Source organism: Arthrobacter gengyunqii (genome assembly GCF_023022985.1).
In the GTDB taxonomy this organism is placed as follows: domain Bacteria; phylum Actinomycetota; class Actinomycetes; order Actinomycetales; family Micrococcaceae; genus Arthrobacter_B; species Arthrobacter_B gengyunqii.
Map to the genome: position 1 here is coordinate 402,930 of NZ_CP095461.1, position 21,987 is coordinate 424,916.

Genomic DNA, 21,987 nt, shown 5'->3' on the forward strand with positions numbered 1-21,987 from the left:
TCCACGGCTGGCCGGGTTCCTGGCGGTTGCCCTGCTGGTGTTCGGCATCATGTTGGCGCTATCGCTGGCCGCTGCGGCTCCGTCCCACGCCGTGACCTTCGACCCGTCAGCACCCGCAGACCCGTCCGCCCCCACCGATCCTTCCGCGCCCGACGACGGCGATGGCCTAAGCATCGACATCAACGGCGCCGACGGCGGACCCTCCACCGCTGTCGTCACACTGATCGGTATCACCCTGCTGTCAGTGGCCCCGGCGCTGCTGCTGATGATGACCTCCTTCACGAAGATCTTCGTGGTGCTGGCCATGACCCGCAACGCCCTGTCGCTGCCGTCGATTCCGCCCAACCAGGTGCTGGCCGGACTGGCCCTGTTCCTGTCCCTGTTCATCATGGGGCCGGTCCTGACGGAGATTAATACGCTTGCAGTTCAACCGTTCCTGAACGGGGAACTCACCTTCGACGGTGCACTCAATACCGGCTCCGGACCGCTGCAGCAATTCATGCTCGCCCACACGCGGGAAGAGGACGTGGCGCTCATGACCCGCGCCGCGAACCGTGAGAACCCGGAGAGCCCGGAGGACGTTCCGCTGCTGACGCTGATCCCCGCCTTCATGATTTCCGAGCTGCGCGCGGCCTTCATCATCGGTTTCGTGATCTTCATTCCGTTCCTGGTGATTGACCTGGTGGTTTCAGCGGCCCTGATGTCCATGGGCATGATGATGCTCCCTCCGGTGATGATCTCCCTGCCGTTCAAGATCCTGCTCTTCATCCTGGTTGACGGATGGGGACTGATCATCACGTCCCTCATCAACAGCTATCAGGGCGGTACCTGATGGATACCAATTCAGTCCTGGACATTGGGCTGCAGGGACTGTGGGTCGCAGCGAAACTGTCAGCCCCTGTGCTCATCACAGCGCTCGTGGTGGGGTTTGCGGTGTCCCTGATCCAGTCCATTACCCAGATCCAGGAAGTCACCCTCTCCTTTGTGCCCAAGGCCATCGCCGTCGGCATCGCCCTGCTCGTGTGCGGGCACTGGATGATCGCCGAGATGATTTCCTTCACGAATGAAATGTTCGCCAAAATTCCGCAGCTGCTGGGCGGCGGCTGATGGGAATCAGCGTTAACCAGGAGTGGCTGGAGGCGGTCATGCTGGCCGGCGCACGAATGGTTGCGTTCCTGGTGGTGGCGCCGCCATTTTCCTACAACGCCTTTCCCGCACGGGTGAAGGCCATGCTGGGCATCGGCCTCGCTCTCGCCGTCGCACCGGTGGCGAGCGAGGGCTACACCTCCCTCGGAACGGCGGCGTACTTCACGGCGCTGGTCCTGGAACTGGGGGTGGGATTCGTGCTGGGGTTCCTGGTGCTGGTCATTTTTTCCGCCCTGCAATCAGCGGGAAACCTGATTGACCTGTTTGGCGGGTTCAGCCTTGCCCAGGGCTTCGATCCGCAGTCCATGGTCAACGGAGCCCAGTTCACGCGGCTCTTCCAGATCACGGCGCTGGCGCTCCTCTTTGCATCGGACGGCTACCAGCTGATTATCGGCGGGCTGGTCCGCAGCTTCACGGCCTTGCCGCTGGGCGGAGGGATCAGCCTTGCAGACCCGGTCTCCGCCATGGTCTCAGGGGTGTCCCAGATGTTCGTGGCAGCCGTGCAGATTGCCGGCCCGCTGCTGGTGGTCCTGTTCCTGGCGGACGCCGGACTGGGGCTGCTGACCCGGGTGGCGCCGGCACTGAATGCCTTTGCCCTGGGTTTCCCCCTGAAGATCCTGCTGACGCTGACACTGGCCGGGGTGGTCTTTGTTGCCCTGCCGCGCCTTGTTGCTGCCATCACTCAGCAGGCCGTCCGGGCCCTGACGGGAGTGGGCTAGGTGGCGGAGGAAGGCACCGGAGAACGGACCGAGCAAGCCACTCCCAAACGCATGAAGGAAGTGCGCTCCAAGGGGCAGCTGTCCCGCTCGGAGGACCTCACGGCATGGATTGGGGTTGGAGTTGCGGCGCTGATGATGCCGATGACCATCAACCGCGGTGCACAGGCCGGGTCCGAAGGGCTGCTGGGAGTGGACACCATCACCGCAAACCCCGATCCGCTGCTGGCGCTGACCCTGCTCGGGGAGGGACTGGGCGCGCTCGGATTTGTTCTGGGCCCGCTGCTGGGCGTTGTCGCGGCCGCGGTCCTCCTGACCGCAGCCCTGCAGGGCGGCATTCACTTCAAGAAGTTCAAGGGTAAGTTCGAGCAGTTCAACCTGGTCAACGGCATGAAGCGCGTTTTCGGCACACAGGCGCTGTGGCAGGGAGTGAAGGCCCTGCTGAAGACGGCGGTGGTGGGGCTGGTCCTGTACATGGTGATCCAGGGGCTGATGCCGGTGCTCACGACGGCCGGCGGACTGCCGGTGTCCGCGGTGCTGGAAGCCGCCGCCGGGGGAACGGGATCGCTGCTGCAGGCTGCCGTTGCCGCCGGCCTGGTTCTGGCCGTTGCAGATATCTTCGTTGTCCAGAAGCGGAACCGGAAAAAGACCCGGATGACGTTGAAAGAGGTCAAGGATGAAAACAAGAACATGGAAGGCGACCCGCTGATCAAGTCCCAGCGCCGTTCACGGCAGCTGGCCATGAGCAGAAACCGCATGATTGCCGCGGTTGCCGACGCCGACGTCGTTCTGGTTAATCCGACACACGTGGCCGTGGCCCTGAAATACGAGCCCGGCAAATCAGCACCGCGGGTGGTGGCCAAAGGAGCCGGAACCATTGCCACCCGCATCCGCGAGGAAGCTGAAACACAGCGGGTCCCTATGGTCCGCGACATACCGCTGGCACGCGCGCTGCACGCGGCATGCGAATTGGGTCAGGAGATCCCGCCGGACCTCTACAACGCCGTCGCGCGGATCCTGGCATTCGTCATGGCGCTGAAGAGCCGCGGTTCAACATCCGGCGTGCACACCATGGCCGACCCGCAGACACCACCCGCTACTACTTCCAGACCCATCCACCGTAAGGCGGCGACGTGAAGTCGAACCTCGTCAAAATGGCAGTACCCGTAGGCGTCATCGGCATCATCCTGCTGCTGGTCGTACCGATCCCCGCCGGCCTGCTGGACATCCTGATCATCATCAACATCCTGCTGGCCCTGGTCATCCTGCTGACCACGATGTTCGTGCGCAAACCGCTGGACTTCTCCGTGTTCCCCTCGCTCCTGCTCGTGGCCACACTGTTCCGGCTGGGCCTGAACGTTGCGTCCACGCGCCTGGTGCTGGGTGAGGGATACGCCGGGCAGGTGATTGAGGCCTTTGGGCACGTGGCTGTGGGCGGTTCGCTGATTATCGGCGCCGTGATCTTCCTGATCCTGGTTGTCATCCAGTTTGTCGTTGTCACCAAGGGCGCGGAGCGGGTGGCCGAAGTGGGTGCCCGCTTCACCCTGGATGCCATGCCGGGCAAGCAGATGGCCATCGACGCCGACCTGAACGCTGGGCTGATCACTGACACGCAGGCACGGGAACGAAGGGCTGAGGTCTCCGCCGAAGCGGACTTCTACGGAGCCATGGACGGCGCCTCAAAGTTCGTCAAGGGCGACGCGATCGCCGGCCTGATCATCATCATCATCAACCTCGTCGGCGGCATCGCCATCGGCATGCTCCAGCGGGGCATGGACATTGGCGAATCGGTGGGCACCTACAGCCTCCTGACCATCGGCGACGGCCTCGTGACCCAGATACCGGCGCTGCTGATGGCTGTTTCCACCGGCATGATCGTCACGCGGTCCAACGCCGAAGCGGACATGGGATCGACGGCGTCGGCACAGCTGAGCCAGTCCCGCAACGCGCTGATGATTGCCGGGGGCGCAGCCATCGTGATGGCCCTGATCCCGGGGATGCCGAAGCTCCCGTTCATCATTATTGGTGCGCTGCTCATCTTTGTCTCCCAGCGGATCAAGGTCAGCGAGGCCGCCGAGGAAGCCAGCAAGGAAACCGCCCTGGCCCAGCTCAACGAACCACCGGCGGAAACCACGGAGGACCTGATCGAGCAGATGCGGGTCCACGCGCTGGAGATCATGCTGGCTCCGGACCTGGTGGGCATTGTTACCGGCGGTTCGGACGACCTCCTGGCCCGGGTCCGCTCGCTGCGGCGCAAGATCGCCCTGGAACTTGGCATCGTGGTTCCGCCCGTGCGCACCCGGGACAGCGTGGATCTTCCCTCCGCCACCTACGTCATCCGCATTGCGGGGGTGGAGGCAGGGCGCGGGGAAGCGCCCGCCGGCAAGGTCCTGGCCCTGGGGGATCACCTCGAGAGCCTGCCCGGAGCCGCCACCGTGGAGCCGGTCTTCGGCCTCGCCGGCAAATGGGTGCCGAACGAGATGCGCCACGCGGCGGAAATGTCCGGAGCAACGGTGATCGACAGGGTTTCGGTTCTGGTGACGCACCTTTCAGCGGTTATCACCGCCAATGCCGCCCGGCTGCTGTCCCGCGAGGACGTGCGGATACTGACCGAAGGGGTGAAGCAGGTGAACCCCTCCGCCGTGGACGAACTCATCCCCGGGGTGATGTCGCTGGCCGAGGTGCAGCGGGTGCTGCAGGGGCTGCTGGCGGAGCAGATCCCCATCAACGACCTTCCGCGCATCTATGAGTCACTGCTGCTGCGCGCCAAGATTTCTCCCGACCCCGAACAGCTGGTGGAAGTTGCCCGCCAGGCACTGGGCCCGGCACTGACCGCCCAGTACATCGACCGGAACGTGCTGCGCGTGATTATGATCGACCCGGGACTGGAGCAGACCATGCTGGAGGCCCTGCGTCCATCGGACCAGGGAACCCAGATCCTCCTGGACCCGGCGCGCATCGACGCGGTCATGGCGTCGCTCAAGGCTGCTGTTGCGGGGGCGGAAAATGCCGGTTACGCAGCGGTGCTCGTGTGTGCCCCGGCCCTGCGGCCGGCCATCCGCCGGATGGTGGCGCCGCAAACGGGAGGGCTACCGGTTCTTTCGTATTCGGAGGTCACAGCGGCTAACGTCAGCATTGAGACAGTGGGGGTGGTCCGTGGAACCGAGACGATTTCAGCTTGAAGGCCCGTCGATTGACGCGCTGAAGGCACAGGTGCTGGCCGAACACGGTCCGCGTGCGCGGATCATTGCCGCCGAAAAGGTGACGGTCGGTGGCATCGGCGGATTTCTCGCCCGCCACCACTATGAGGTGACGGTTCAGCTGCCACCCCGCGGACGCCGCCGGGCACCGGGAGAGCCCGATGCGCATAAGGATGCCGGAATCGCAGCATTGCTGGACCGGGCAGAGCAGGCCGAAGCGCGCCTTCAGGATCCCGCCGGCGAGCGGTCCGCCGCCGTATCCACGGCATCGCCTGCCTTTGCGGAACTCATGGACACGTTGACGTTCAGCACCGAAACCGCTGACGTTCCGGCGGATCCGGTGGCCCTGATTTCAGTTCCGGAGCCAGTGCAGCGCGTCCGGTCCGCGCCGGCCCCGCTGTCCGGAGCAGGTGACCTCGTGATCGTGGTGGGGCTGGGGGAGGACGCGCTTGAAGTGTGCCGTTCCATGTCCCGTGCCGTCGGTGCGGGAGCATCCGGTGTTCGCGCCGCCGGACTGGTGACTCCTGACGACGTCGTCATGGCCGGCGACCGGCGTGCCGTGGCCGCAGCGCGGGCCGCGGGGGTGATGGGCGGCTACGGCATTTTCCTCGCCTACAGCCTGGGCCGCGGTGCCACCGAATTGGGGAGGCATGCGACGCTGGTTGCGGCGTTGTCCGCGGACCAGCTCTGGGTGGTGGCCGACGCCGGCCGCAAACCTGACGATACGGCCGCCTGGGTAGGTGCGGTTAGGGCCGCCGCCAACGTGGACGCGCTCGCGGTGGAAGGCCTCGAAGCGACGGCAACTCCGCAGACCGTGAACGCGCTGGGCCTGTCCATCGGCTGGCTTGACGGGGGACCCGCTCCCGCTCCGGTGCTGTCATGATGCTTCGGGAGGCGGGACGGGGGAGGGCACTGGGGACGTCACTTCCCGTGGCACCAGCAGGGGTGTGGGATAGAGTGGGCCAATGCTGGTCCTAACGCGCAAATCAGGCGAACAGATCTTGATCGGAGAAGATATCGTCATCACCGTCCTTGAAGGGCGGGGCGACGGCGTGCGCATCGGCATTGACGCTCCCCGCGGGGTGAAGATCCAGCGGCAGGAGGTCCTGCGTGCCGTGGAAGAAGCCAATGTGGCTGCTGTCGACACGGCACCAGACGCCGAAGAGCGCATCAAAGCCATGCTCGCGGCCAGGCCGGCGGCTCCCAAACCCTCCGCGCAACTCGATAAGCCGTGAGGGACTCCGCTGGCGTTTAGCTTTACCGGGTGGCCTGAAACGGCGGAGAACAACTCGGGCTACCGCGCTGGCCGTGTTGGGCGCGTGTCTCACTGTGAGTCATACCAGTGGCCCGGGTGGCCACCCGTCGTGCGGCATACCTGAGCCCAATTCGGCCGCACAACTCTTTCACCCAACAAAAAAATCCCCTGGAACTCCAATGAGTTCTCAGGGGATTTTTCCTTTTTGCTGCGGAGCCTCCTGCCAGAATCGAACTGGCGACCTTCTCATTACGAGTGAGACGCTCTACCAACTGAGCTAAGGAGGCGGGCTTCAGCTGTCCGCTAACGGCCAGAATCCACAAGGAACTACTTTACGTGCCACGGGGCGGCTGGTCAAAACGGCCCTCTCTGACCCGACGTTTCTGGTGCGGCATAGAACCGGGACCATTTCCGGGCGGCGCCCGTGACAAACAGCTAGGAGCAGACCTTGTCCTCGCGGGGTACGGTGCCGTCAATGAAATAGTCGTCCACAGTGTTGGCGATGCACTCATCCCCGCGTCCGTACGCGGTGTGCCCCTCGCCTTCCCAGGTCACCAGGGTGGCGGAGTCCAGCTGTTCGGCCAGAGCCACGGACCACTGGTACGGGGTGGCCGGATCGCCGGTGGTGCCGATGACCAGCAGCTCGGCGGCACCCTCGGCCTTAATCTCATGCGGGGTGTTCACCGGTTCATAGGGCCAGTACTCGCACGTGATCCCGCCGTAGCCGAGGAACTTGCCGATGGTGGGGGAGGCTTCTTCGAGCTTCTTGGCGTCCAGGGCCATCTGCTCATCATCGGCGGTCATCGGATAGTCCAGGCAGTTGATGGCGCTGAACGCCACCGTGGTGTTGGACCCGTAGGTGCCGTCGGGCTGCCGGTCAGCGTTCAGGTCCGCCAGGTACAGCATGGTGGACGGGTCGCCCTTGAGTGCGTCAGCAAGCGCCTGGGTGAGGACAGGCCAGTTGTCGGAGTTGTACAGCGGGACGATGAGGCCGGTGACGAAGGTGGACACAGTGACCGTCCGGCCGTCCTTGGCCGTCATCGGGCTGGCCTCGACGGAGGCAATCAGGTCCCGGATGGTGTCAATGGCCTGATCGGTGCTGCCGGACAGCGGGCAGTCTGCGGACGTCAGGCAATCCTCAACATAAGCGCGGATGGCATTTTCGAAACCTTCCGCCTGGCCAAGGGTGATGTCTTCATTGCTGGCGGAAGGATCCAAGCCGCCGTCGAGGACCATGCGGCCTACCCGTTCCGGAAACAGCTCGGCGTAGGTGGCGCCCAGGAACGTGCCGTAGGAAAAGCCCAGGTAGTTCAGCTGCTCATCACCGGCCACTGCACGCAGGATGTCCATGTCCCGTGCGGCGCTGACGGTGTCCACGTGACCCAGCAGCTCACCGGTCTTCGCTTTGCACTTGGCAGCCAGCTCTCTGGCGTCCTCGCGGGCGGCCTCCAGCCCGGCCGGCACGGCCGGATCGTAATACTCTTCGCGGAGGGCATCCAATTCGGCATCTGTGAGGCATTCCACCGGGGTGGACCGTCCGACACCGCGCGGATCAAAGCCCAGAATGTTGAAGTTTTCCCGCAGCCGGTCCGTGGTCACGTAGTCCACGGATTCACTCACGATGTCATAACCGGAGCCGCCCGGCCCGCCCGGATTGAGCAGAATGGTGCCCTGCGGTGTTTTGTCATCGGATTCAGCCAGGATCACGGCGAGCTCAATGCTCTCGCCGTCCGGGTCCGCATAGTTCAGCGGAACGTCAACCGTGGCGCACCGGAAGCTGTTTCTCAGCCCGTTTTCACACTCGTCCCAGGCCACGTCCTGGCTGTAGAAGGGCAGCAGGTCCTCGGGAACGTCTCCGATAACGTCAGCAGAGGCGGCTGTCGGAGTTGCACTCGCGGACGACGACTGCGACGCCGCGCCGGTTTCATCCGGCTCAGTGTCCCCGGTACAGGCAGTTATGCCCGTCAGCAGGACGACGGCGGAGGCTGCAGCCAGCGCAAGTCGGGGAAAGCGGCGGCTGGCTGGGGTCATCGTTGCTCCTGGAGACTGTGGACGGTGCGATAGGTGTCGGCGGACTGACAAGCTGCACTGCGGCCCGCGGGGTTTATAACAGGCTAACTGCCATTGCCTCGATGGCCAGCAGCGGTGCCACATTGGTGGACACCAGGCGTCTGCGGACCACGTTGATTTCCTCCATTCTCAGCAGTGTCTGTTCCGGGGAGCCCTGGGCGGCGTACTCGGTCAGTTCGCGGCGCAGGGATTCATTGACGAGGGTGTCGCTGTTGCCGAGTTGGAGCATGAGGACGTCCCGGTAAAAGGAGAGCAGATCGGTCAGGGCCCGGTCGAAGTAATCGTTCTTGGACCGTTTGGCCCGGCGGACCTGATCCTCCTCCAAGCGCTTGACCTGGCTGCGGATCGACGGCGGCAGTGTTCCGCTTTCCGGCGCGCCCAGGGAGGCCAGCAGCGACTGCCGTTCGGCGGCGTCGCGCTGTTCAAACGAGCTGGTGGCTTCGGCTTCGGCCAACGCCACCAGATCGGCGGCCGCTTTCATGGCGCCGGAGACGTTGCGCAGGGAGAGGGGGAGCCGCACGATGGAGTCCCGGCGGCTGCGTGCGCCCTCGTCGGTGGCCAACCGCTTGGCAATGCCGATGTGGCTCTGGGCGGCACGTGCCGCTGCGCGGGCCACATCCGGGTCAATGCCGTCCCGGCGGATCAGCAGCTCAGCCACGTCCTCGACCGGTGGCAGGCGGAGGCTGACCGCGCGGCAACGGGATCGGATGGTCACCAGGACGTCGCCGGGGCTGGGGGCGCACAGCAGCCAGATGGTGCGCGGCGGCGGTTCTTCGATGGCTTTGAGGAGCACGTTGGTGCTGCGTTCCTGCATGCGGTCGGCGTCTTCGACAATGATGACGCGCCAGCGGCCCGTGGAAGGCTTGTCCTGGGCCTTACGCACCAGCTCCCGCGCTTCATCGATGCTGATGGTCACCTTCTCCGTGGTGACTGAGGTGACGTCCGCATGTGAGCCTGCCAGCGCAGTCCGGCAGGCCTTGCACTCACCGCAGCCGCGCAGCGCCGGATCCTGCTGGTCGCACAGCAGTGCGGCGGCGAAGGCCCGGGCGGCGTTGGACCGGCCGGATCCGGGCGGGCCGGTGAACAGCCAGGCGTGGTTTGGGGTTGCCTGGGCGGCTCCGCGGCGCAGCTGGTCAACCACCGGATCCTGGCCCTGCAGATCGTCCCAGACACTCACGGCAACAGCTCCTGGACCCTCGCCGAGATGGTGGCTGCCAGCTCATCCACGGGCTTCCCGGCGTCGAGCACCAGATAGCGGTCAGGGTCGGTCCGGGCCTGCTCCAGGAAGGCCCGCCGGATGCGCAGGTGGAAGGTGTCGGGCTCGGATTCCAGCCGGTCCTCGGCGGCCTCGTTGGCGGTGCGCCGCAGGCGGCCCTGTTCGGGATCCACGTCGAGCAGCACGGTGAGGTCCGGAGTAAAGCCTTCGGTGGCCCAGACGTTCAGCCGGCGCACGTCGTCCGCGCCCAGCGACCGTCCGGACCCCTGATAAGCCACCGAGCTGTCGATGAACCGGTCGCAGACCACCACCTCGCCGCGTTCCACGGCCGGGCGGATCACCTGTGCCACATGCGCGGCCCGCGAGGCCGCAAAGATCAGCGCTTCGGTGCGGGCGTCAATGTCGCCGTTGCCGTGCTCCAGCACCAGGGAGCGCAGCTGCTCTCCCACCGGCGTTCCGCCCGGCTCACGCGTGCGGACCACGGTGCGGCCGGACGCTTCCAAAGCCGCAGTGAGCTTGGCCGCCTGGGTCGACTTGCCGGCACCGTCGCCGCCTTCGAAGGTTATGAACAGGCCTGCCGTAGCGGCGGGGACATCAGAAATACTCACCTGCCTAGCCTACCTAGTCCGGCTGGGAAGCCGCTGCCAGGGAAACCGGCTCCGGGGCATGGTGCAGGCGGCATCTCCGCGAGCGGGCCGAGGGCCGGCAGCTGCCGTTCCATGAGTCTCTGCGTGAACGTTTTGTGCGGGCCTATCCAGACGCAGCGCATTAGGCTGTTCCCATGAGCCAAGCGCCGAACCTCCACTCCGCAGGGAACCTTTCACCGGACACCGTAGTGGTGTCTGCAGGGCGTCCGCCGCGTGAACCGGATGCCCCGGTCAACCCGCCCATCGTGCTCTCCTCGACTTTCCACGGCACAGGGACTCCGGCTCCGGGCGACCGGGTGTACGGCCGCTTTTCCAACCCCACCTGGGACCCCTTTGAAACGGCACTGTCCGAGCTCGAGGGGGCAGCTTTGCCGGCGCTGGTCTTTTCGTCGGGTCTGGCTGCCGTGTCGGCCGCGTTATCGCTGGTTCCCGCCGGCGGCATCCTGGTGATGCCGCAGCACAGCTATCAGGGGTCGCTGCTCCTCGCCGCTGAGGAAGCGGCCAACGGACGCTTCACGGTCCGCACCGTGGACATCGCGGATACGGAGCAGGTGCTGGCTGCTCTGCGGGGTTCCGACGCCGACGCCGACGCCGGCTCCGGCGACGGAACCCGGCCGGCGGACATGCTGTGGATCGAAAGCCCCACCAACCCGATGCTTGAGGTGGCCGAGATCGATGTGCTGGCCCACGCTGCCCACGATGCAGGTGCGCTGGTGGTCGCTGACAACACCTTTTCCACCCCCTTGGTGACCCGCCCGCTGGAGCTGGGTGCCGACGTCGTGCTCCACTCGGTCACCAAGTACCTTGCAGGACACTCGGACGTGATCCTCGGTGCGCTGGCCACCTCTGACGAGGACCTCCGCAGCCGGCTGCACAACCACCGCTCCCTGCACGGCGCCATCGCGGGGCCCTTTGAAGTGTGGCTGGCGCTGCGCGGGCTGCGGACCCTGGCTCTGCGGATCGAACGGTCTCAGGCCACCGCCGGGCTGCTGGCAGATCGGCTGCTCGGCCACCCGGCAGTGGAAGCCGTCCGCTACCCGGGCCTGCCCGGGGACGCCGGCTACGAACGCGCCGTCAAGCAGATGAACGGGTTCGGATCCATCCTGTGCATCGAAGTTGCCGGCGGAGCCGAGGCCGCGGAGGCCGTAGCTGCCCATGTTCGTTTGTGGCTGCCGGCCACTTCTCTCGGGGGAGTGGAATCGTTGATTGAACGGCGACGGCGCCAGCCGGGGGAACCGCATTCCGTGCCGGAGAACCTGCTGCGGCTCTCGGTGGGCATCGAGAATGCCGAGGACCTCTGGTCGGACCTCTCCTCCGCGCTGGCAAGGTAGGCTGAAACGGTGATCGCCGTTTTGCTTCTTGAGCCCATCCTGTACCAAGTCCTCGGCTTGGCTACGCTGATCATCGCGCTGTGGGCATTTTCGGACGCGCTGCGCCGCAAACCGCAAATGTTCGAAGCTGCGGACAAGCGGACCAAAGGTTTCTGGCTGGGCATGACCGGCGCCTCCACTGCCGTCGGAGTGTTCAGCTCATTGACGCCGGGCGCGCTGCTGCCCTTTACGCTGGCCGCCCTGGTCGCCGCCAGCGTCTACCTGGCGGACGTCAAGCCATCAGTCAGCGGTTCCGGCCGCGGAAGCTCAGGCCCTTACGGCCGCTGGTAACGGCTCCAACCGCGCCTGAACCGCAAGGCCAGGCTAACCGCCGGCTCAGCCGGGTGCGACGGCGTCCCACGCCACGGTGATTTCACCCAGCCGCCAGCGCGCCGGGCCGTTCATCAGCGGCCAGCCGGAGGCGCGCAGGGCCGCGCACATCGCCAGCCAGCGCTGCCGGTTTCCGTAGGACGCCTGGGGTGCTGCCTCCAGCCAGGCCTGGTCCATGGCCCGCAGCAGGGCATGGACTTTCTCGCCCGGCACGTTGCGGTGGATCAAGGCTTTCGGCAACCGCTCGGCCACGTCCGAAGGCAGTGTGAAGGCACCGAAGCGCAGGGAGATGCTCAGCGACACCGGTCCGCGGGAATCCAGTTCCACCCACGTTGAGCGCCTGCCTATCTCATCGCAGGTGCCGTCCACGAAGATGCCCCCGGGTGCCAGCCGTGAGACAACCATGTCCCAGTGCGCCTGGTACTCGTCCTCCGAATACTGCCGCAGCACGTTAAAGGCCCGCACCATGACCGGACGCCGTCCGTCCGCCGGCAGCTCGAATCCGCCCTGCCGGAAGGAGAGTCCGGCCCTTTCCAGGGACTTCGCCGACCGCACCCGGGCCGGATCAATTTCAATGCCCATGACCTCGACGTCGGGACGGACCCGGCCCAATCGGGCGTGGAGTTCGACGGCGGTGGTCGGGGCGGCTCCGTAACCGAGGTCAACAATCAGCGGGTCCGCAGCGCGGCGCAACCGCCAACCCTGGGGGCCGGCCAGCCAACGGTCCACCCGCCGCAGCCTGTTGGGGTTTGTAGTGCCCCTGGTCACATTTCCCACGGGTTTCTGCTGTTTTTGCACTAAACAATATTACTTGCCTGCAGCTGAGCTCCCTGACCCGAGGGACGGCGGGCGCCGTTCCGCTGAAAGGCGATCGGCCAGCGGGCAGGAAAAGTGGGGCAGGGCGTGCGCTGCCCGTCGGCAGGCCTGCCCCCGGCGCGGTGTCCTCCGTTACGATGACATATATGACTTACAAACTGATCCTTCTGCGCCACGGCCAGAGCGAATGGAATGAAAAGAACCTGTTCACCGGCTGGGTGGATGTGGATCTGACGGATCTTGGCCGGGCCGAGGCCCTCCGCGGCGGCGAGCTGCTCGTGGAAGCGGACATCCTGCCCGACATCCTGTACACCTCGCGTCTGAAGCGTGCCATCAACACCGCCAACATTGCCTTGGGCGCGGCGGACCGCATCTGGATCGACGTGAAGCGCAGCTGGCGCCTGAACGAGCGGCATTACGGCGCCCTGCAGGGCAAGGACAAGGCCCAGACCCTGGCGGAGTACGGCGAGGAGCAGTTCATGCTCTGGCGCCGCTCCTATGACACTCCGCCGCCGCCCCTGCCCGATGACAGCGATTTCTCCCAGGCCCACGATCCGCGCTACGCGGACCTGCCGCAGGACGAACTGCCGCGCACCGAGTGCCTCAAGGACGTCCTCGAGCGGTTCCTGCCGTTCTGGGAGTCGGACATCACCGCCGACATCAAGACCGGCAAGACGGTCATGATTGCCGCCCACGGCAACTCGCTGCGTGCCCTGGTCAAGCATCTTGACGGCATCAGCGACGCCGACATTGCCGCCGTCAACATTCCCACCGGCATTCCGCTGGTCTATGAACTGGATGAGAACCTCAAGCCGGTCAAGGCCGGTGGTACGTATCTGGATCCGGAGGCCGCTGCGGCGTCCATCAAGGCCGTAGCAAATCAGGGCAAGAAGAAGTAGAAGTTGGCCCGGCTCCTGCCGGAACAGCAAGAAAGGGGCGGCCCCGCGGGGCCGCCCCTTTCTTGCTGTCGCTGGATGTCTACCGGCTCGATTCGGACATCGGCTGCCATTCGCCGGTCACCAGATAGTTGACCTTTCGGGTCACCGAGACTCCGTGATCCGCGAAGCGTTCAAAGTAGCGGCTGGCGAGGGTGAGGTCCACGGTGCTGACAGCGGAGACGTTCCACTCCGGCGAGGCAATGGCCTTGAAAACGCCGGCATGGAGCTCGTTGATCCGGTTGTTGCACGCGTAGATGTCATTGCTCAGCTCCAGGTTCCGCGTCTCCAGAAGCTCACTGAGCAGCTCTGAAATGCGGATGTCCAGACGCGCCATCTCACTGAACGTTTCCACCATGGGCTCGGGCACCACATGTTCGGGGTAGCGCAGACGCGCCAGCTGGGCGATGTGCCGTGCCAGGTCGCCCATCCGCTCCAGCGACGCGCTCATCCGCAGGGAGCCCACGATCATGCGCAGGTCGCTGGCCACTGGCCCCTGCAGTGCCAGGACGTCGATGGCCCGCTCATCGAGATCGTTCTGCAGAAAATCGATCCGGGCATCGGCGGCAATGACATCCTGCGCCAGCTCTGTGTCGGCGCCTTCGAAGGCTGCGGTGGCTTTCTGCATCGCTTCGGTGACGAGCTCGGAAATCTGGGTCAGCTCTTCGCCAATCTGATGAAGCTCGGCTTGAAAAACCTTACGCACTTCGGCGTCCTTTCGGTTGTGCAGCATTCTGCCCGGTTGTACGCAGCTGTTCATCACAGCCGTACTGGCAGGATTTCAGCTGAGGGTTAACCGCTGGGCTTCTTTTGATGAACGTTAGTTTAACGGAAGCGCTAATGCCACCGGAGGTCCTTCGGGTGCCCGGCGGTCAGCCTAAGCTAGGAGAGTGAATCCTGTATTGCTGGGCCTGGTTGCCGGGGTCCTCGGCCTGGCCGTGGGCGTCTCCGGCGTACTCGCCTATGTTGCCAGCCGGAACCAACGCCGGGAGCTTGCCGCCAACGATGATCCCGCCTTTCCCAACGGAGCGGCGGAGGTGTTGGCCGTCATTGGCAGGGCGTACATCGTGGTGGACGCGGTTGACGGCGTTGTCCGCGCCAGCCCGGGCGCCTATGCGCTGGGACTGGTCCGCGGACACACCCTCGTTCCCGCCGAACTGCTGGCCATGACATCCCGGGTCCGGCGCGACGGGGTTATCGAAGAACGGCAGTTGGAGTTGCAGCGCGGCCCCCTGGGGCAGGGCAGCACAATCCTGCAGGTCCGGGTGGCGACCGTGGGGGAGGAATACATCCTCATCCTCGCTGACGACCACACCGAAATTGCCCGCACCGAGGAGGTGCGCAATGACTTTGTGGCCAACGTGTCACATGAGCTGAAGACCCCGGTGGGGGCCATCTCCCTGCTTTCCGAAGCGCTGGACGACGCCGCGGGAGACGAAGAAGCGGTGCGCCGCTTTGCGGCCAGGATGAGCAAGGAATCCGCCCGGCTGTCCGCCCTCGTGCAGGACATCATTGAACTCTCGCGCCTGCAAAGCACCGACATGGTGGACCGTGCCCGGGAGGTGGACCTGAATCAGCTTGTTGCCGAAGCGGTGGAAGCCAACCGACTGCCGGCCGAGAACCGGAAGACAACCGTCGTCGTCGGCGGCGCCGTTGAAGGTGCCGTTTACGGGGACGCAAAAATGCTCACCACGGCGTTCCGCAACCTGATCGACAACGCGATCCGCTACTCACCGGAGGGGAGCCGGGTGGGAATAGGCCTGCGGTCCCGTGACGGCATGGCGCAGGTCTCGGTCACCGACCAGGGGCCGGGCATCAATCCGGACGACCAGGAGCGGATCTTCGAGCGTTTCTACCGCATTGACAGTGCGCGGTCCCGGCATACCGGCGGCACCGGGCTGGGACTGAGTATCGTCAAGCATGTGGTCTCCAACCACGGCGGTGAAGTGAACCTCTGGTCCCAGCCGGGGCAGGGCTCCACCTTCACGGTCCGGCTGCCGGAGATGGAGTCCTCCGAGATGCCTGAGGAGGGGCAGCACCCGGACGCCGGTGCCCACGCCCGCAAAACACCCCCGCCCGCTGCCGGAACACATGAACGAGGAGTAAGCGCTTGAGCAGGATCCTGATCGTTGAAGACGAAGAGTCCTTCAGCGACCCGCTTTCCTATCTGCTGGGCAGGGAAGGTTTCGACGTCCAGGTGGTGGACAACGGGAACGACGCCGTGTCTGAGTTCGGCCGGCGCGGGGCGGATTTGGTCCTGCTGGACCTCATGCTCCCGGGACAATCCGGCACTGAGGTTTGCCGCCAACTTCGCCAGCGCTCCGATGTTCCCATCATCATGCTGACCGCCCTGGACGGTGAGATCGACAAAGTGGTGGGCCTGGAACTCGGTGCTGACGACTACGTCACCAAGCCCTACAGCTCGCGGGAACTGCTGGCCCGCATCCGGGCCGTCCTGCGCCGCCGAAAAGACGGCGGGGAACTGTCCGGGCCCTCGGTGGAGGCTGGACCGGTGCGCATGGACCTGGACCGCCACGTCGTCAGCGTCAACGGCGCGGACGTGCCCCTGCCGCTCAAGGAGTTCGAGCTGCTGGAGATGCTCCTGCGCAATTCCGGCCGGGTAATGACCCGGGGCCAGCTGATTGAGCGGGTGTGGGGCGCCGACTACGTCGGTGACACCAAAACCCTGGACGTGCACGTCAAACGGCTGCGGGGGAAGATCGAGCCGGACCCGTCGCTGCCGCGCCACCTCGTGACCGTCCGCGGGCTCGGCTACAAGTTCGAAGCCTGACCCGGTCACGGGTCCGCGACACGTTCTATTGGGGTCGGGGCCGGATACGGAAAAGGGACCCGGCCGCATGGCGTGGTCCCTTATTCCTGCCGGCGCTTCGCCGGCTCAAACCGTGGTGCTAGTTGGACTGCTGAGGCTCAGGAGTTTCAGCAACACCGGTATCAACACCGGTGTCCTGCTCAGCTCCGGCCTCATCCGACGGGGCCATGGTGGCGATGTCGGTGGGGAGCGCCGACGGCACCGGCAGGTACTCGCGGTAGTCAGCCAGGGTTCCGTCGACAACCGGGATGTTCACTTCAACGGTCTCGGTGCCGTTGCTGGCGTCGCCGCGCAGCCCCGTTCCGGGCACCGTGTCCACGTTGGGCACAGTTACCTCAGCGGCGAGGGCGTCTTCGAAGACCACTTTGTCTCCGGCGTCGATGTTCCAGCGGAGGGTGGTGCCGCCGGTGGCCAGCGAGAATTCGATGTCCTCGGAGGACGCGTTGACCACTGTGCCCAGCAGCCGGCCTTCTTCGCCGCCGCCGTTGCTGACCATCAGGATGTTCCGCAGCTCCACGTCGCCCACGTTTTCGACGATGCCGTCAGACGGGGAGTACTCGCGCACCGTTGCCTGTTCGTTCACGGCACTGCAGCTGGAGACTCCCAGTACGGCCAGCGCAATTACACCGGCGGCAGCTGCTCGCTGCGCCCGGTTCTTGGGGGTGAATCTCACAGCACAAACTCCTGGGGTATTGCGGTCTTTCGACCGGCGGCGTTTCTTTTGTGCCTAGCCTATCGGCAAACCCTCAAAATGTTGGATTTTTGCCCGCTCCGGGGGACGCAAAACAGGGCACTCTAAGACACATCGCCGCAGGTGGGAATGGGAAAAAGGGTCCGAATAATACCCAGCCTGATTACGATCGGGTACCTGACCTGCGAAAACTCTACTCGGCGTGTCGCACACATGGTAAACTAGAGGTTGGGAAAGGGGAAAGTCCACATGGTTTTTGAGGTTGGCGAAACAGTTGTTTACCCTCACCACGGTGCCGCGAAGATCGAAGAGATCAAGATGCGGACCATCAAGGGCGAAGAGAAGATGTATCTCAAGCTTAAGGTGGCACAGGGTGATCTGACCATAGAAGTACCGGCTGAGAACGTTGACCTCGTTGGGGTTCGGGACGTGGTGGGCAAAGAAGGTTTGGAGCACGTGTTTGACGTGCTGCGGGCCGAGCTCACTGAAGAACCCACCAACTGGTCGCGCCGGTACAAGGCAAACCTGGAGAAGTTGGCATCCGGTGACGTGGTGAAGGTGGCAGAGGTCGTTCGCGATCTGTGGCGCCGCGACCACGACCGCGGGCTCTCCGCCGGGGAAAAGCGCATGCTCGCAAAAGCCCGCCAGATTCTGATTTCAGAACTTGCGCTGGCCGAAAAGACGGACGAGGAACAGGCCGCAGTTGTCCTGGACAAGGTCCTGGCAAGCTAAGCAGCAGCATCCACAAAGAGCACATCGTTTATGGCATGCTGCCGGTCCTTCGGGGCCGGCATTTTGTCGTTAAAGTGCATCTTCAGTCCAGGCGTCCAGCTGCGGGGCACTAGGCTGAAGAAGTGCCTTCAACAACTTCATCCCCTCAGCGAATCGGCGTCATTCTGGTGGCAGGCGGTTCCGGTCAACGGCTGGGGTACGGAATCCCGAAAGCCCAGGTGCCGCTGTCCGGCGTCGCACTGCTCACCCGAGCACTGCAGGGGGTGGAAGCGTCCGGTGTTGCCGCGGCCGTCAGCGTGGCAGTTCCGGCTGGGGACACGGTTCTGCGGTCCCTCTGCGCAGACGCCGGCGTCAGCGTCCCGCTGACCGTGGTTGACGGCGGGGAAACCCGCGCACATTCTGTCCGGGCCGCCCTTCAGGCCCTCCCCGAAGACCTCGACGCGGTCCTGGTCCATGATGCAGCCAGGGCGCTCACTCCGCCCCAGGTGTTTCATCGTGTGGCGGCAGCGCTGGCTGCCGGTGCGCAGGCCGTCATTCCCGCCGTTCCCGTCACCGATACCATCAAGTCCACCGCTCCGACGGCTCCCGCGCAGGCAGCCATCGCATCGCTGACGGTGACGGGCACTCCGGACCGATCCGCGCTCCGCGCTGTGCAAACACCGCAGGGCTTTGACGCTGGCCTGCTGCGCAGCGCACATCTGGCGGCGATGGATTTCGACGCACACCAAGCCGCAGCCGTCACTGACGACGCCATGCTCGCCGAGTCCCTGGGGGCTGCGGTCTACGTCGTCGAGGGCTCGGATATGTCCCTCAAAATCACCACCCCGCTGGACCTGCTGCTGGCCGAAGCGGTGCTGGCCCGGGAACAGAACCTCCAGGAGGACTGACCATGCCCGCAGTGAACCTTCCCCGCACCGGCATCGGCGTGGACGTGCACGCTTTTGCCCCCGTCGACGCTCCGCGCCCCCTGTGGGTGGCCGGGCTGCTCTGGGACGGCGAACGCGGGCTCGCTGGCCACTCCGACGGGGATCCCGTGGCTCATGCTGCGGCGGACGCCCTGTTCTCGGCCGCCGGGCTGGGCGATTTGGGCACGCATTTCGGCACGGACCGGCCCGAATACGCCGGCGCCTCGGGCCTGACCCTGCTGGGCGAAGCGGCCCGGATTGTCCGGGACGCCGGGTTCGACATCGGAAACGTGGCGGTGCAGCTGATTGGGAACCGGCCCAAGTTCGCACCCCGCCGCGCCGAGGCTGAAGCGGTGCTCAGCGGTGCCGCCGGCGCTCCGGTGAGCGTATCCGCCACCACCACCGACGCCCTCGGCTTCACCGGACGCGGCGAGGGTATCGCCGCCATGGCAACCGCCGTCGTCGTACGGGTGAACGCGTCCCTGCGCGACACCTAGATCGGCGCGGGAGCGGTCCGGCGCGATAGCCTAGAGCGGTGAGCTTGAGATTCTATGACACCGCTTCCGCGCAGGTCCGTGACTTTGTTCCCCTGAAGGAGGGCGAAGTCAGCCTGTATTACTGTGGCGCCACCGTCCAGGGCCGGCCGCATGTGGGCCATATCCGCTCCGCCATCGCCTTTGACCAGCTCACCCGCTGGCTGCAGTTCCGCGGCTACCGGGTCACCACGGTCCGCAATGTGACGGACATTGATGACAAGATCCTGGCAAAATCCGCGGAATCCGTGGGCGCCGAGCCCTCCGCCGACGTCGTTCCCGACGAACCCTGGTGGGCCCTGGCCTACCGGTTTGAGCAGGAATTCGCCAAGGCCTACGACACCTTGGGCGTCCAGCGGCCCACGTACGAGCCCCGGGCCACCGGCCACATCCCCGAAATGCACGCGCTGATCGAACGGCTGATCGGGGCCGGCCACGCCTATCCGGCGCTGGACGATTCCGGCGACGTCTATTTCGACGTCCGGTCCTGGAACAAATACGGTTCGCTGACCCGGCAGAACATCGACGACATGCAGGCAGCGCCCGACGCCGGTCCCCGCGGCAAGCGCGATCCGCGCGACTTTGCGCTGTGGAAGGGTTCCAAGGAGGGGGAGCCGGAGACGGCTGCCTGGGACAGCCCCTGGGGAAAGGGCCGTCCCGGCTGGCACCTGGAATGCTCAGCGATGGTCACCAAGTATCTCGGCCCGCAGTTTGACATTCACGGGGGCGGGCTGGACCTGCGCTTCCCGCACCATGAGAACGAAATGGCCCAGTCCCAGGCCGCGGGAGACGGCTTCGCCAACTTCTGGATGCACAACGGCATGGTCACCTTCGAAGGTGAAAAAATGTCCAAGTCGATCGGCAACACCGTCAGCCCCGAGGAAATGCTCCGGCAGGCAACGCCCCGCGTGGTCCGGTACTACCTGGGCCAGGCGCACTACCGGTCCGTGCTGGACTACCGGCCGACTTCCCTGCAGGAAGCCGCTGCCGCGGTGGAACGCATCGACGGATTCATCGCCAAGGCCACCGCCAAGGTCTACGGAACCGCTGACTCCGGCTTCGTCCTGGATACCCGCCGCTCCATGCCCGCGGCTTTCGCGGACGCCATGGACGATGACCTCAACGTTCCCCAGGCACTTGCCGTACTGCATGACACGGTTCGCGCCGGAAACACCGCCCTGGCCGACGGTAATACTGAAGCGGTTCGCGACGCCCTGCACGCGGTGCGAACCATGACGGGCGTTCTTGGCCTGGATGACACTCAGCGGATCGAGACCGGCACGGGCGCCGAACACCGGGCCCTGGACTCGCTGGTCCAAGCGCAGCTGGAAGAGCGGCGCGCTGCGCGGGCCGCCAGGGACTGGGCCCGCGCCGACTCCATCCGGGACTCGCTGGCAGCAGCGGGCATCACGGTCGAAGACACCGCGGACGGAGCCAGCTGGAGCATGGTCCAGGACTGATCTGAGGATGTGGACGGCCGCGATTTTTTGCTTTCGGAGTACACTCCGGGCCGTGGAACACGCAGGGCCGGGAGCCTGCGTAAACTAGAAGTAATGCTTTCTTCTAGGTTTAAGGTGTAATCGATGGCCAACAACGGACGTCCCGGCGCAATGCGTAAAGCCAAAAAGGGCCCCAGCGGGGGCACCGGTGGATTGGGCCGCAAGGCTCTTGAGGGCAAAGGACCCACACCCAAGGCTGAAGAACGCCCCTATCACAAGGCGTACAAGAACAAGCAGCTTGCCGAGCGCTCGGCTGCAAAGCGCGGCGATAACCGCGACAACCGCGCCGCCGGCGGCCGCAGCGGCACCAACGTCCGCGGCAAGGTGGCTGAGGAAGTCGTCACCGGCCGCAACTCCGTGGTGGAAGCCCTGCGCGCAGGCATCCCGGCCAAGGCCCTCCACGTCGCCGTCCGGATCGACATGGATGACCGCGTGCGTGAATCCCTCAAGATGGCGGCCGACCGCGGCCTGCCCGTGATGGAGACACACAAGCCCGAGCTGGACCGCATGACCAACGAGGCCGTGCACCAGGGCCTCGTCCTGCAGATTCCGCCGTATGAATACGCGGACCCCATGGACCTGGCGCAGGAAACCATCGAGGCCTGGAAGAAGGGCCACATCCGCAACGCGCCGCTGTTCGTGGCGCTCGACGGGATTACCGATCCGCGCAACCTGGGTGCCATCATCCGTTCCGCTTCGGCCTTCAGCGCCCACGGCGTCATCGTTCCTGAACGCCGCGCAGTGGGCATGACCGCCTCAGCGTGGAAGACCAGCGCCGGTGCGGCCGTCCGCGTCCCGGTGGCCCGGGCAGGCAACCTGAACAACACCCTGAAGACCTTCAAAAAGATGGGCATCTTCGTCCTCGGCCTGGATGGCGACGGCGACGTGTCGCTGCCGGACATCGTCCTGGCCAAGGACCCGGTCTGCATTGTCGTCGGTTCCGAGGGCAAGGGCCTGTCCCGCCTGGTCCGCGAAAACTGCGACCAGATTGTGTCCATCCCCATTGACTCGGCCATGGAATCACTCAACGCGTCCATGGCGGTGGGCATCAGCCTGTACGAAATTTCACGGCAGCGCTCCGCCTGACACCAGGCGG

The 21,987-nt window shown here is 65.2% G+C and carries 23 protein-coding genes and 1 tRNA gene; 17 read left to right on the top strand and 7 right to left on the bottom strand.

Annotation, left to right across the window (positions count from 1 at the left end; all coding sequences use genetic code 11):
• Nucleotides 1-49 precede the first annotated feature (49 nt).
• From fliP to MUG94_RS02020, 7 genes are all read left to right on the top strand, one after another.
• Nucleotides 50-832, top strand: coding sequence for a flagellar type III secretion system pore protein FliP (gene fliP / locus MUG94_RS01990; RefSeq protein ID WP_227909257.1), 783 nt, complete (start codon nucleotides 50-52; stop codon nucleotides 830-832).
• Nucleotides 832-1,107, top strand: a complete 276-nt coding sequence (fliQ, locus tag MUG94_RS01995; RefSeq protein WP_227909200.1) for a flagellar biosynthesis protein FliQ — start codon at nucleotides 832-834, stop codon at nucleotides 1,105-1,107. Before fliP ends, fliQ begins: the two co-directional genes overlap by 1 nt.
• The gene (locus MUG94_RS02000) at nucleotides 1,107-1,865 is read left to right on the top strand and encodes a flagellar biosynthetic protein FliR (protein ID WP_227909199.1); all 759 of its coding nucleotides are present in this window, start codon (nucleotides 1,107-1,109) and stop codon (nucleotides 1,863-1,865) included. The genes fliQ and MUG94_RS02000 overlap by 1 nt, the downstream gene beginning before the upstream one ends.
• The gene (locus tag MUG94_RS02005; RefSeq protein WP_227909198.1) at nucleotides 1,866-2,999 is read left to right on the top strand and encodes an EscU/YscU/HrcU family type III secretion system export apparatus switch protein; all 1,134 of its coding nucleotides are present in this window, start codon (nucleotides 1,866-1,868) and stop codon (nucleotides 2,997-2,999) included.
• A gap of 17 nt (nucleotides 3,000-3,016) precedes the next feature.
• On the top strand, nucleotides 3,017-5,044 hold the full coding sequence (locus tag MUG94_RS02010; RefSeq protein ID WP_227909197.1) for a flagellar biosynthesis protein FlhA: 2,028 nt from the start codon (nucleotides 3,017-3,019) through the stop codon (nucleotides 5,042-5,044).
• Complete coding sequence (locus MUG94_RS02015; RefSeq protein ID WP_227909196.1) at nucleotides 5,019-5,945, top strand: hypothetical protein; 927 nt, start codon at nucleotides 5,019-5,021, stop codon at nucleotides 5,943-5,945. The genes MUG94_RS02010 and MUG94_RS02015 overlap by 26 nt, the downstream gene beginning before the upstream one ends.
• A gap of 82 nt (nucleotides 5,946-6,027) precedes the next feature.
• Nucleotides 6,028-6,297 carry a carbon storage regulator gene (locus tag MUG94_RS02020; RefSeq protein WP_227909195.1) on the top strand — a complete coding sequence of 90 codons (270 nt, stop codon included), beginning with the start codon at nucleotides 6,028-6,030 and terminating at the stop codon, nucleotides 6,295-6,297.
• 234 nt (nucleotides 6,298-6,531) lie between these two features.
• Here the strand turns inward: MUG94_RS02020 and MUG94_RS02025 are convergent.
• The 4 genes from MUG94_RS02025 to tmk form a co-directional block, all read right to left on the bottom strand.
• Nucleotides 6,532-6,604 (bottom strand) — tRNA-Thr (locus tag MUG94_RS02025).
• A gap of 148 nt (nucleotides 6,605-6,752) precedes the next feature.
• Nucleotides 6,753-8,348 (bottom strand): alpha/beta hydrolase, encoded by a 1,596-nt coding sequence (locus MUG94_RS02030; RefSeq protein WP_227909194.1) that lies wholly within the window; start codon nucleotides 8,346-8,348, stop codon nucleotides 6,753-6,755.
• A 73-nt stretch (nucleotides 8,349-8,421) separates the two neighbouring features.
• Nucleotides 8,422-9,564 carry a DNA polymerase III subunit delta' gene (locus MUG94_RS02035; protein ID WP_227909193.1) on the bottom strand — a complete coding sequence of 381 codons (1,143 nt, stop codon included), beginning with the start codon at nucleotides 9,562-9,564 and terminating at the stop codon, nucleotides 8,422-8,424.
• Nucleotides 9,561-10,211: a dTMP kinase gene (gene tmk / locus MUG94_RS02040; protein ID WP_227909192.1), complete on the bottom strand. Its 651-nt coding sequence runs from the start codon at nucleotides 10,209-10,211 to the stop codon at nucleotides 9,561-9,563. Before tmk ends, MUG94_RS02035 begins: the two co-directional genes overlap by 4 nt.
• 173 nt (nucleotides 10,212-10,384) lie before the next feature.
• On the opposite strand from tmk, the gene MUG94_RS02045 reads away from it, so the two are divergent.
• Nucleotides 10,385-11,581, top strand: a complete 1,197-nt coding sequence (locus MUG94_RS02045; RefSeq protein ID WP_227909191.1) for a trans-sulfuration enzyme family protein — start codon at nucleotides 10,385-10,387, stop codon at nucleotides 11,579-11,581.
• 9 nt (nucleotides 11,582-11,590) lie between these two features.
• Nucleotides 11,591-11,911, top strand: coding sequence for a DUF2516 family protein (locus MUG94_RS02050; RefSeq protein WP_227892404.1), 321 nt, complete (start codon nucleotides 11,591-11,593; stop codon nucleotides 11,909-11,911).
• A 45-nt stretch (nucleotides 11,912-11,956) separates the two neighbouring features.
• Here MUG94_RS02050 and MUG94_RS02055 read toward each other — a convergent pair whose 3' ends face one another.
• Nucleotides 11,957-12,688, bottom strand: a complete 732-nt coding sequence (locus tag MUG94_RS02055) for a class I SAM-dependent methyltransferase (RefSeq protein WP_227909256.1) — start codon at nucleotides 12,686-12,688, stop codon at nucleotides 11,957-11,959.
• Between the two features lie 224 nt (nucleotides 12,689-12,912).
• Between MUG94_RS02055 and MUG94_RS02060 the strand changes: the two genes are divergently transcribed.
• Nucleotides 12,913-13,665: a phosphoglyceromutase gene (locus MUG94_RS02060; RefSeq protein WP_227892403.1), complete on the top strand. Its 753-nt coding sequence runs from the start codon at nucleotides 12,913-12,915 to the stop codon at nucleotides 13,663-13,665.
• 79 nt (nucleotides 13,666-13,744) lie between these two features.
• Here the strand turns inward: MUG94_RS02060 and phoU are convergent, their stop codons facing one another.
• Nucleotides 13,745-14,407, bottom strand: a complete 663-nt coding sequence (gene phoU, locus MUG94_RS02065) for a phosphate signaling complex protein PhoU (RefSeq protein ID WP_227892402.1) — start codon at nucleotides 14,405-14,407, stop codon at nucleotides 13,745-13,747.
• 184 nt (nucleotides 14,408-14,591) lie between these two features.
• Here phoU and MUG94_RS02070 point away from each other — a divergent pair, with 184 nt between their 5' ends.
• Both MUG94_RS02070 and MUG94_RS02075 read left to right on the top strand, forming a co-directional pair.
• Complete coding sequence (locus tag MUG94_RS02070) at nucleotides 14,592-15,815, top strand: sensor histidine kinase (RefSeq protein ID WP_227892401.1); 1,224 nt, start codon at nucleotides 14,592-14,594, stop codon at nucleotides 15,813-15,815.
• On the top strand, nucleotides 15,812-16,492 hold the full coding sequence (locus tag MUG94_RS02075; RefSeq protein WP_227909190.1) for a response regulator transcription factor: 681 nt from the start codon (nucleotides 15,812-15,814) through the stop codon (nucleotides 16,490-16,492). The genes MUG94_RS02070 and MUG94_RS02075 overlap by 4 nt, the downstream gene beginning before the upstream one ends.
• Nucleotides 16,493-16,610: 118 nt before the next feature.
• Here MUG94_RS02075 and MUG94_RS02080 read toward each other — a convergent pair whose 3' ends face one another.
• Nucleotides 16,611-17,204 (bottom strand): hypothetical protein, encoded by a 594-nt coding sequence (locus MUG94_RS02080; protein WP_227909189.1) that lies wholly within the window; start codon nucleotides 17,202-17,204, stop codon nucleotides 16,611-16,613.
• A gap of 267 nt (nucleotides 17,205-17,471) precedes the next feature.
• Here MUG94_RS02080 and MUG94_RS02085 point away from each other — a divergent pair, with 267 nt between their 5' ends.
• The 5 genes from MUG94_RS02085 to rlmB all read left to right on the top strand — a co-directional run bounded on the left by MUG94_RS02085 (nucleotide 17,472) and on the right by rlmB (nucleotide 21,977).
• The gene (locus MUG94_RS02085) at nucleotides 17,472-17,954 is read left to right on the top strand and encodes a CarD family transcriptional regulator (protein ID WP_227892398.1); all 483 of its coding nucleotides are present in this window, start codon (nucleotides 17,472-17,474) and stop codon (nucleotides 17,952-17,954) included.
• 122 nt (nucleotides 17,955-18,076) lie between these two features.
• Nucleotides 18,077-18,841: a 2-C-methyl-D-erythritol 4-phosphate cytidylyltransferase gene (ispD, locus tag MUG94_RS02090; protein ID WP_227909188.1), complete on the top strand. Its 765-nt coding sequence runs from the start codon at nucleotides 18,077-18,079 to the stop codon at nucleotides 18,839-18,841.
• Nucleotides 18,842-18,843: 2 nt separating this feature from the next.
• Nucleotides 18,844-19,356 (top strand): 2-C-methyl-D-erythritol 2,4-cyclodiphosphate synthase, encoded by a 513-nt coding sequence (gene ispF, locus MUG94_RS02095; RefSeq protein WP_227909187.1) that lies wholly within the window; start codon nucleotides 18,844-18,846, stop codon nucleotides 19,354-19,356.
• Nucleotides 19,357-19,394: 38 nt separating this feature from the next.
• Nucleotides 19,395-20,852 (top strand): cysteine--tRNA ligase, encoded by a 1,458-nt coding sequence (cysS, locus tag MUG94_RS02100; RefSeq protein WP_227909186.1) that lies wholly within the window; start codon nucleotides 19,395-19,397, stop codon nucleotides 20,850-20,852.
• A gap of 123 nt (nucleotides 20,853-20,975) precedes the next feature.
• Complete coding sequence (rlmB, locus tag MUG94_RS02105) at nucleotides 20,976-21,977, top strand: 23S rRNA (guanosine(2251)-2'-O)-methyltransferase RlmB (RefSeq protein WP_227892394.1); 1,002 nt, start codon at nucleotides 20,976-20,978, stop codon at nucleotides 21,975-21,977.
• The last annotated feature ends 10 nt before the right edge of the window (nucleotides 21,978-21,987 follow it).

Coding starts and splice junctions, on each gene's coding strand:
- MUG94_RS02045 (WP_227909191.1), top strand. CDS start 10,385: ATGAGCCAAGCGCCGAACCTCCACTCCGCAGGGAACCTTTCACCGGAC.
- MUG94_RS02020 (WP_227909195.1), top strand. CDS start 6,028: ATGCTGGTCCTAACGCGCAAATCAGGCGAACAGATCTTGATCGGAGAA.
- ispF (WP_227909187.1), top strand. CDS start 18,844: ATGCCCGCAGTGAACCTTCCCCGCACCGGCATCGGCGTGGACGTGCAC.
- MUG94_RS02060 (WP_227892403.1), top strand. CDS start 12,913: ATGACTTACAAACTGATCCTTCTGCGCCACGGCCAGAGCGAATGGAAT.
- MUG94_RS02010 (WP_227909197.1), top strand. CDS start 3,017: ATGGCAGTACCCGTAGGCGTCATCGGCATCATCCTGCTGCTGGTCGTA.
- fliQ (WP_227909200.1), top strand. CDS start 832: ATGGATACCAATTCAGTCCTGGACATTGGGCTGCAGGGACTGTGGGTC.
- MUG94_RS02030 (WP_227909194.1), bottom strand. CDS start 8,348: ATGACCCCAGCCAGCCGCCGCTTTCCCCGACTTGCGCTGGCTGCAGCC.
- fliP (WP_227909257.1), top strand. CDS start 50: ATGTTGGCGCTATCGCTGGCCGCTGCGGCTCCGTCCCACGCCGTGACC.
- rlmB (WP_227892394.1), top strand. CDS start 20,976: ATGGCCAACAACGGACGTCCCGGCGCAATGCGTAAAGCCAAAAAGGGC.
- MUG94_RS02085 (WP_227892398.1), top strand. CDS start 17,472: ATGGTTTTTGAGGTTGGCGAAACAGTTGTTTACCCTCACCACGGTGCC.
- MUG94_RS02000 (WP_227909199.1), top strand. CDS start 1,107: ATGGGAATCAGCGTTAACCAGGAGTGGCTGGAGGCGGTCATGCTGGCC.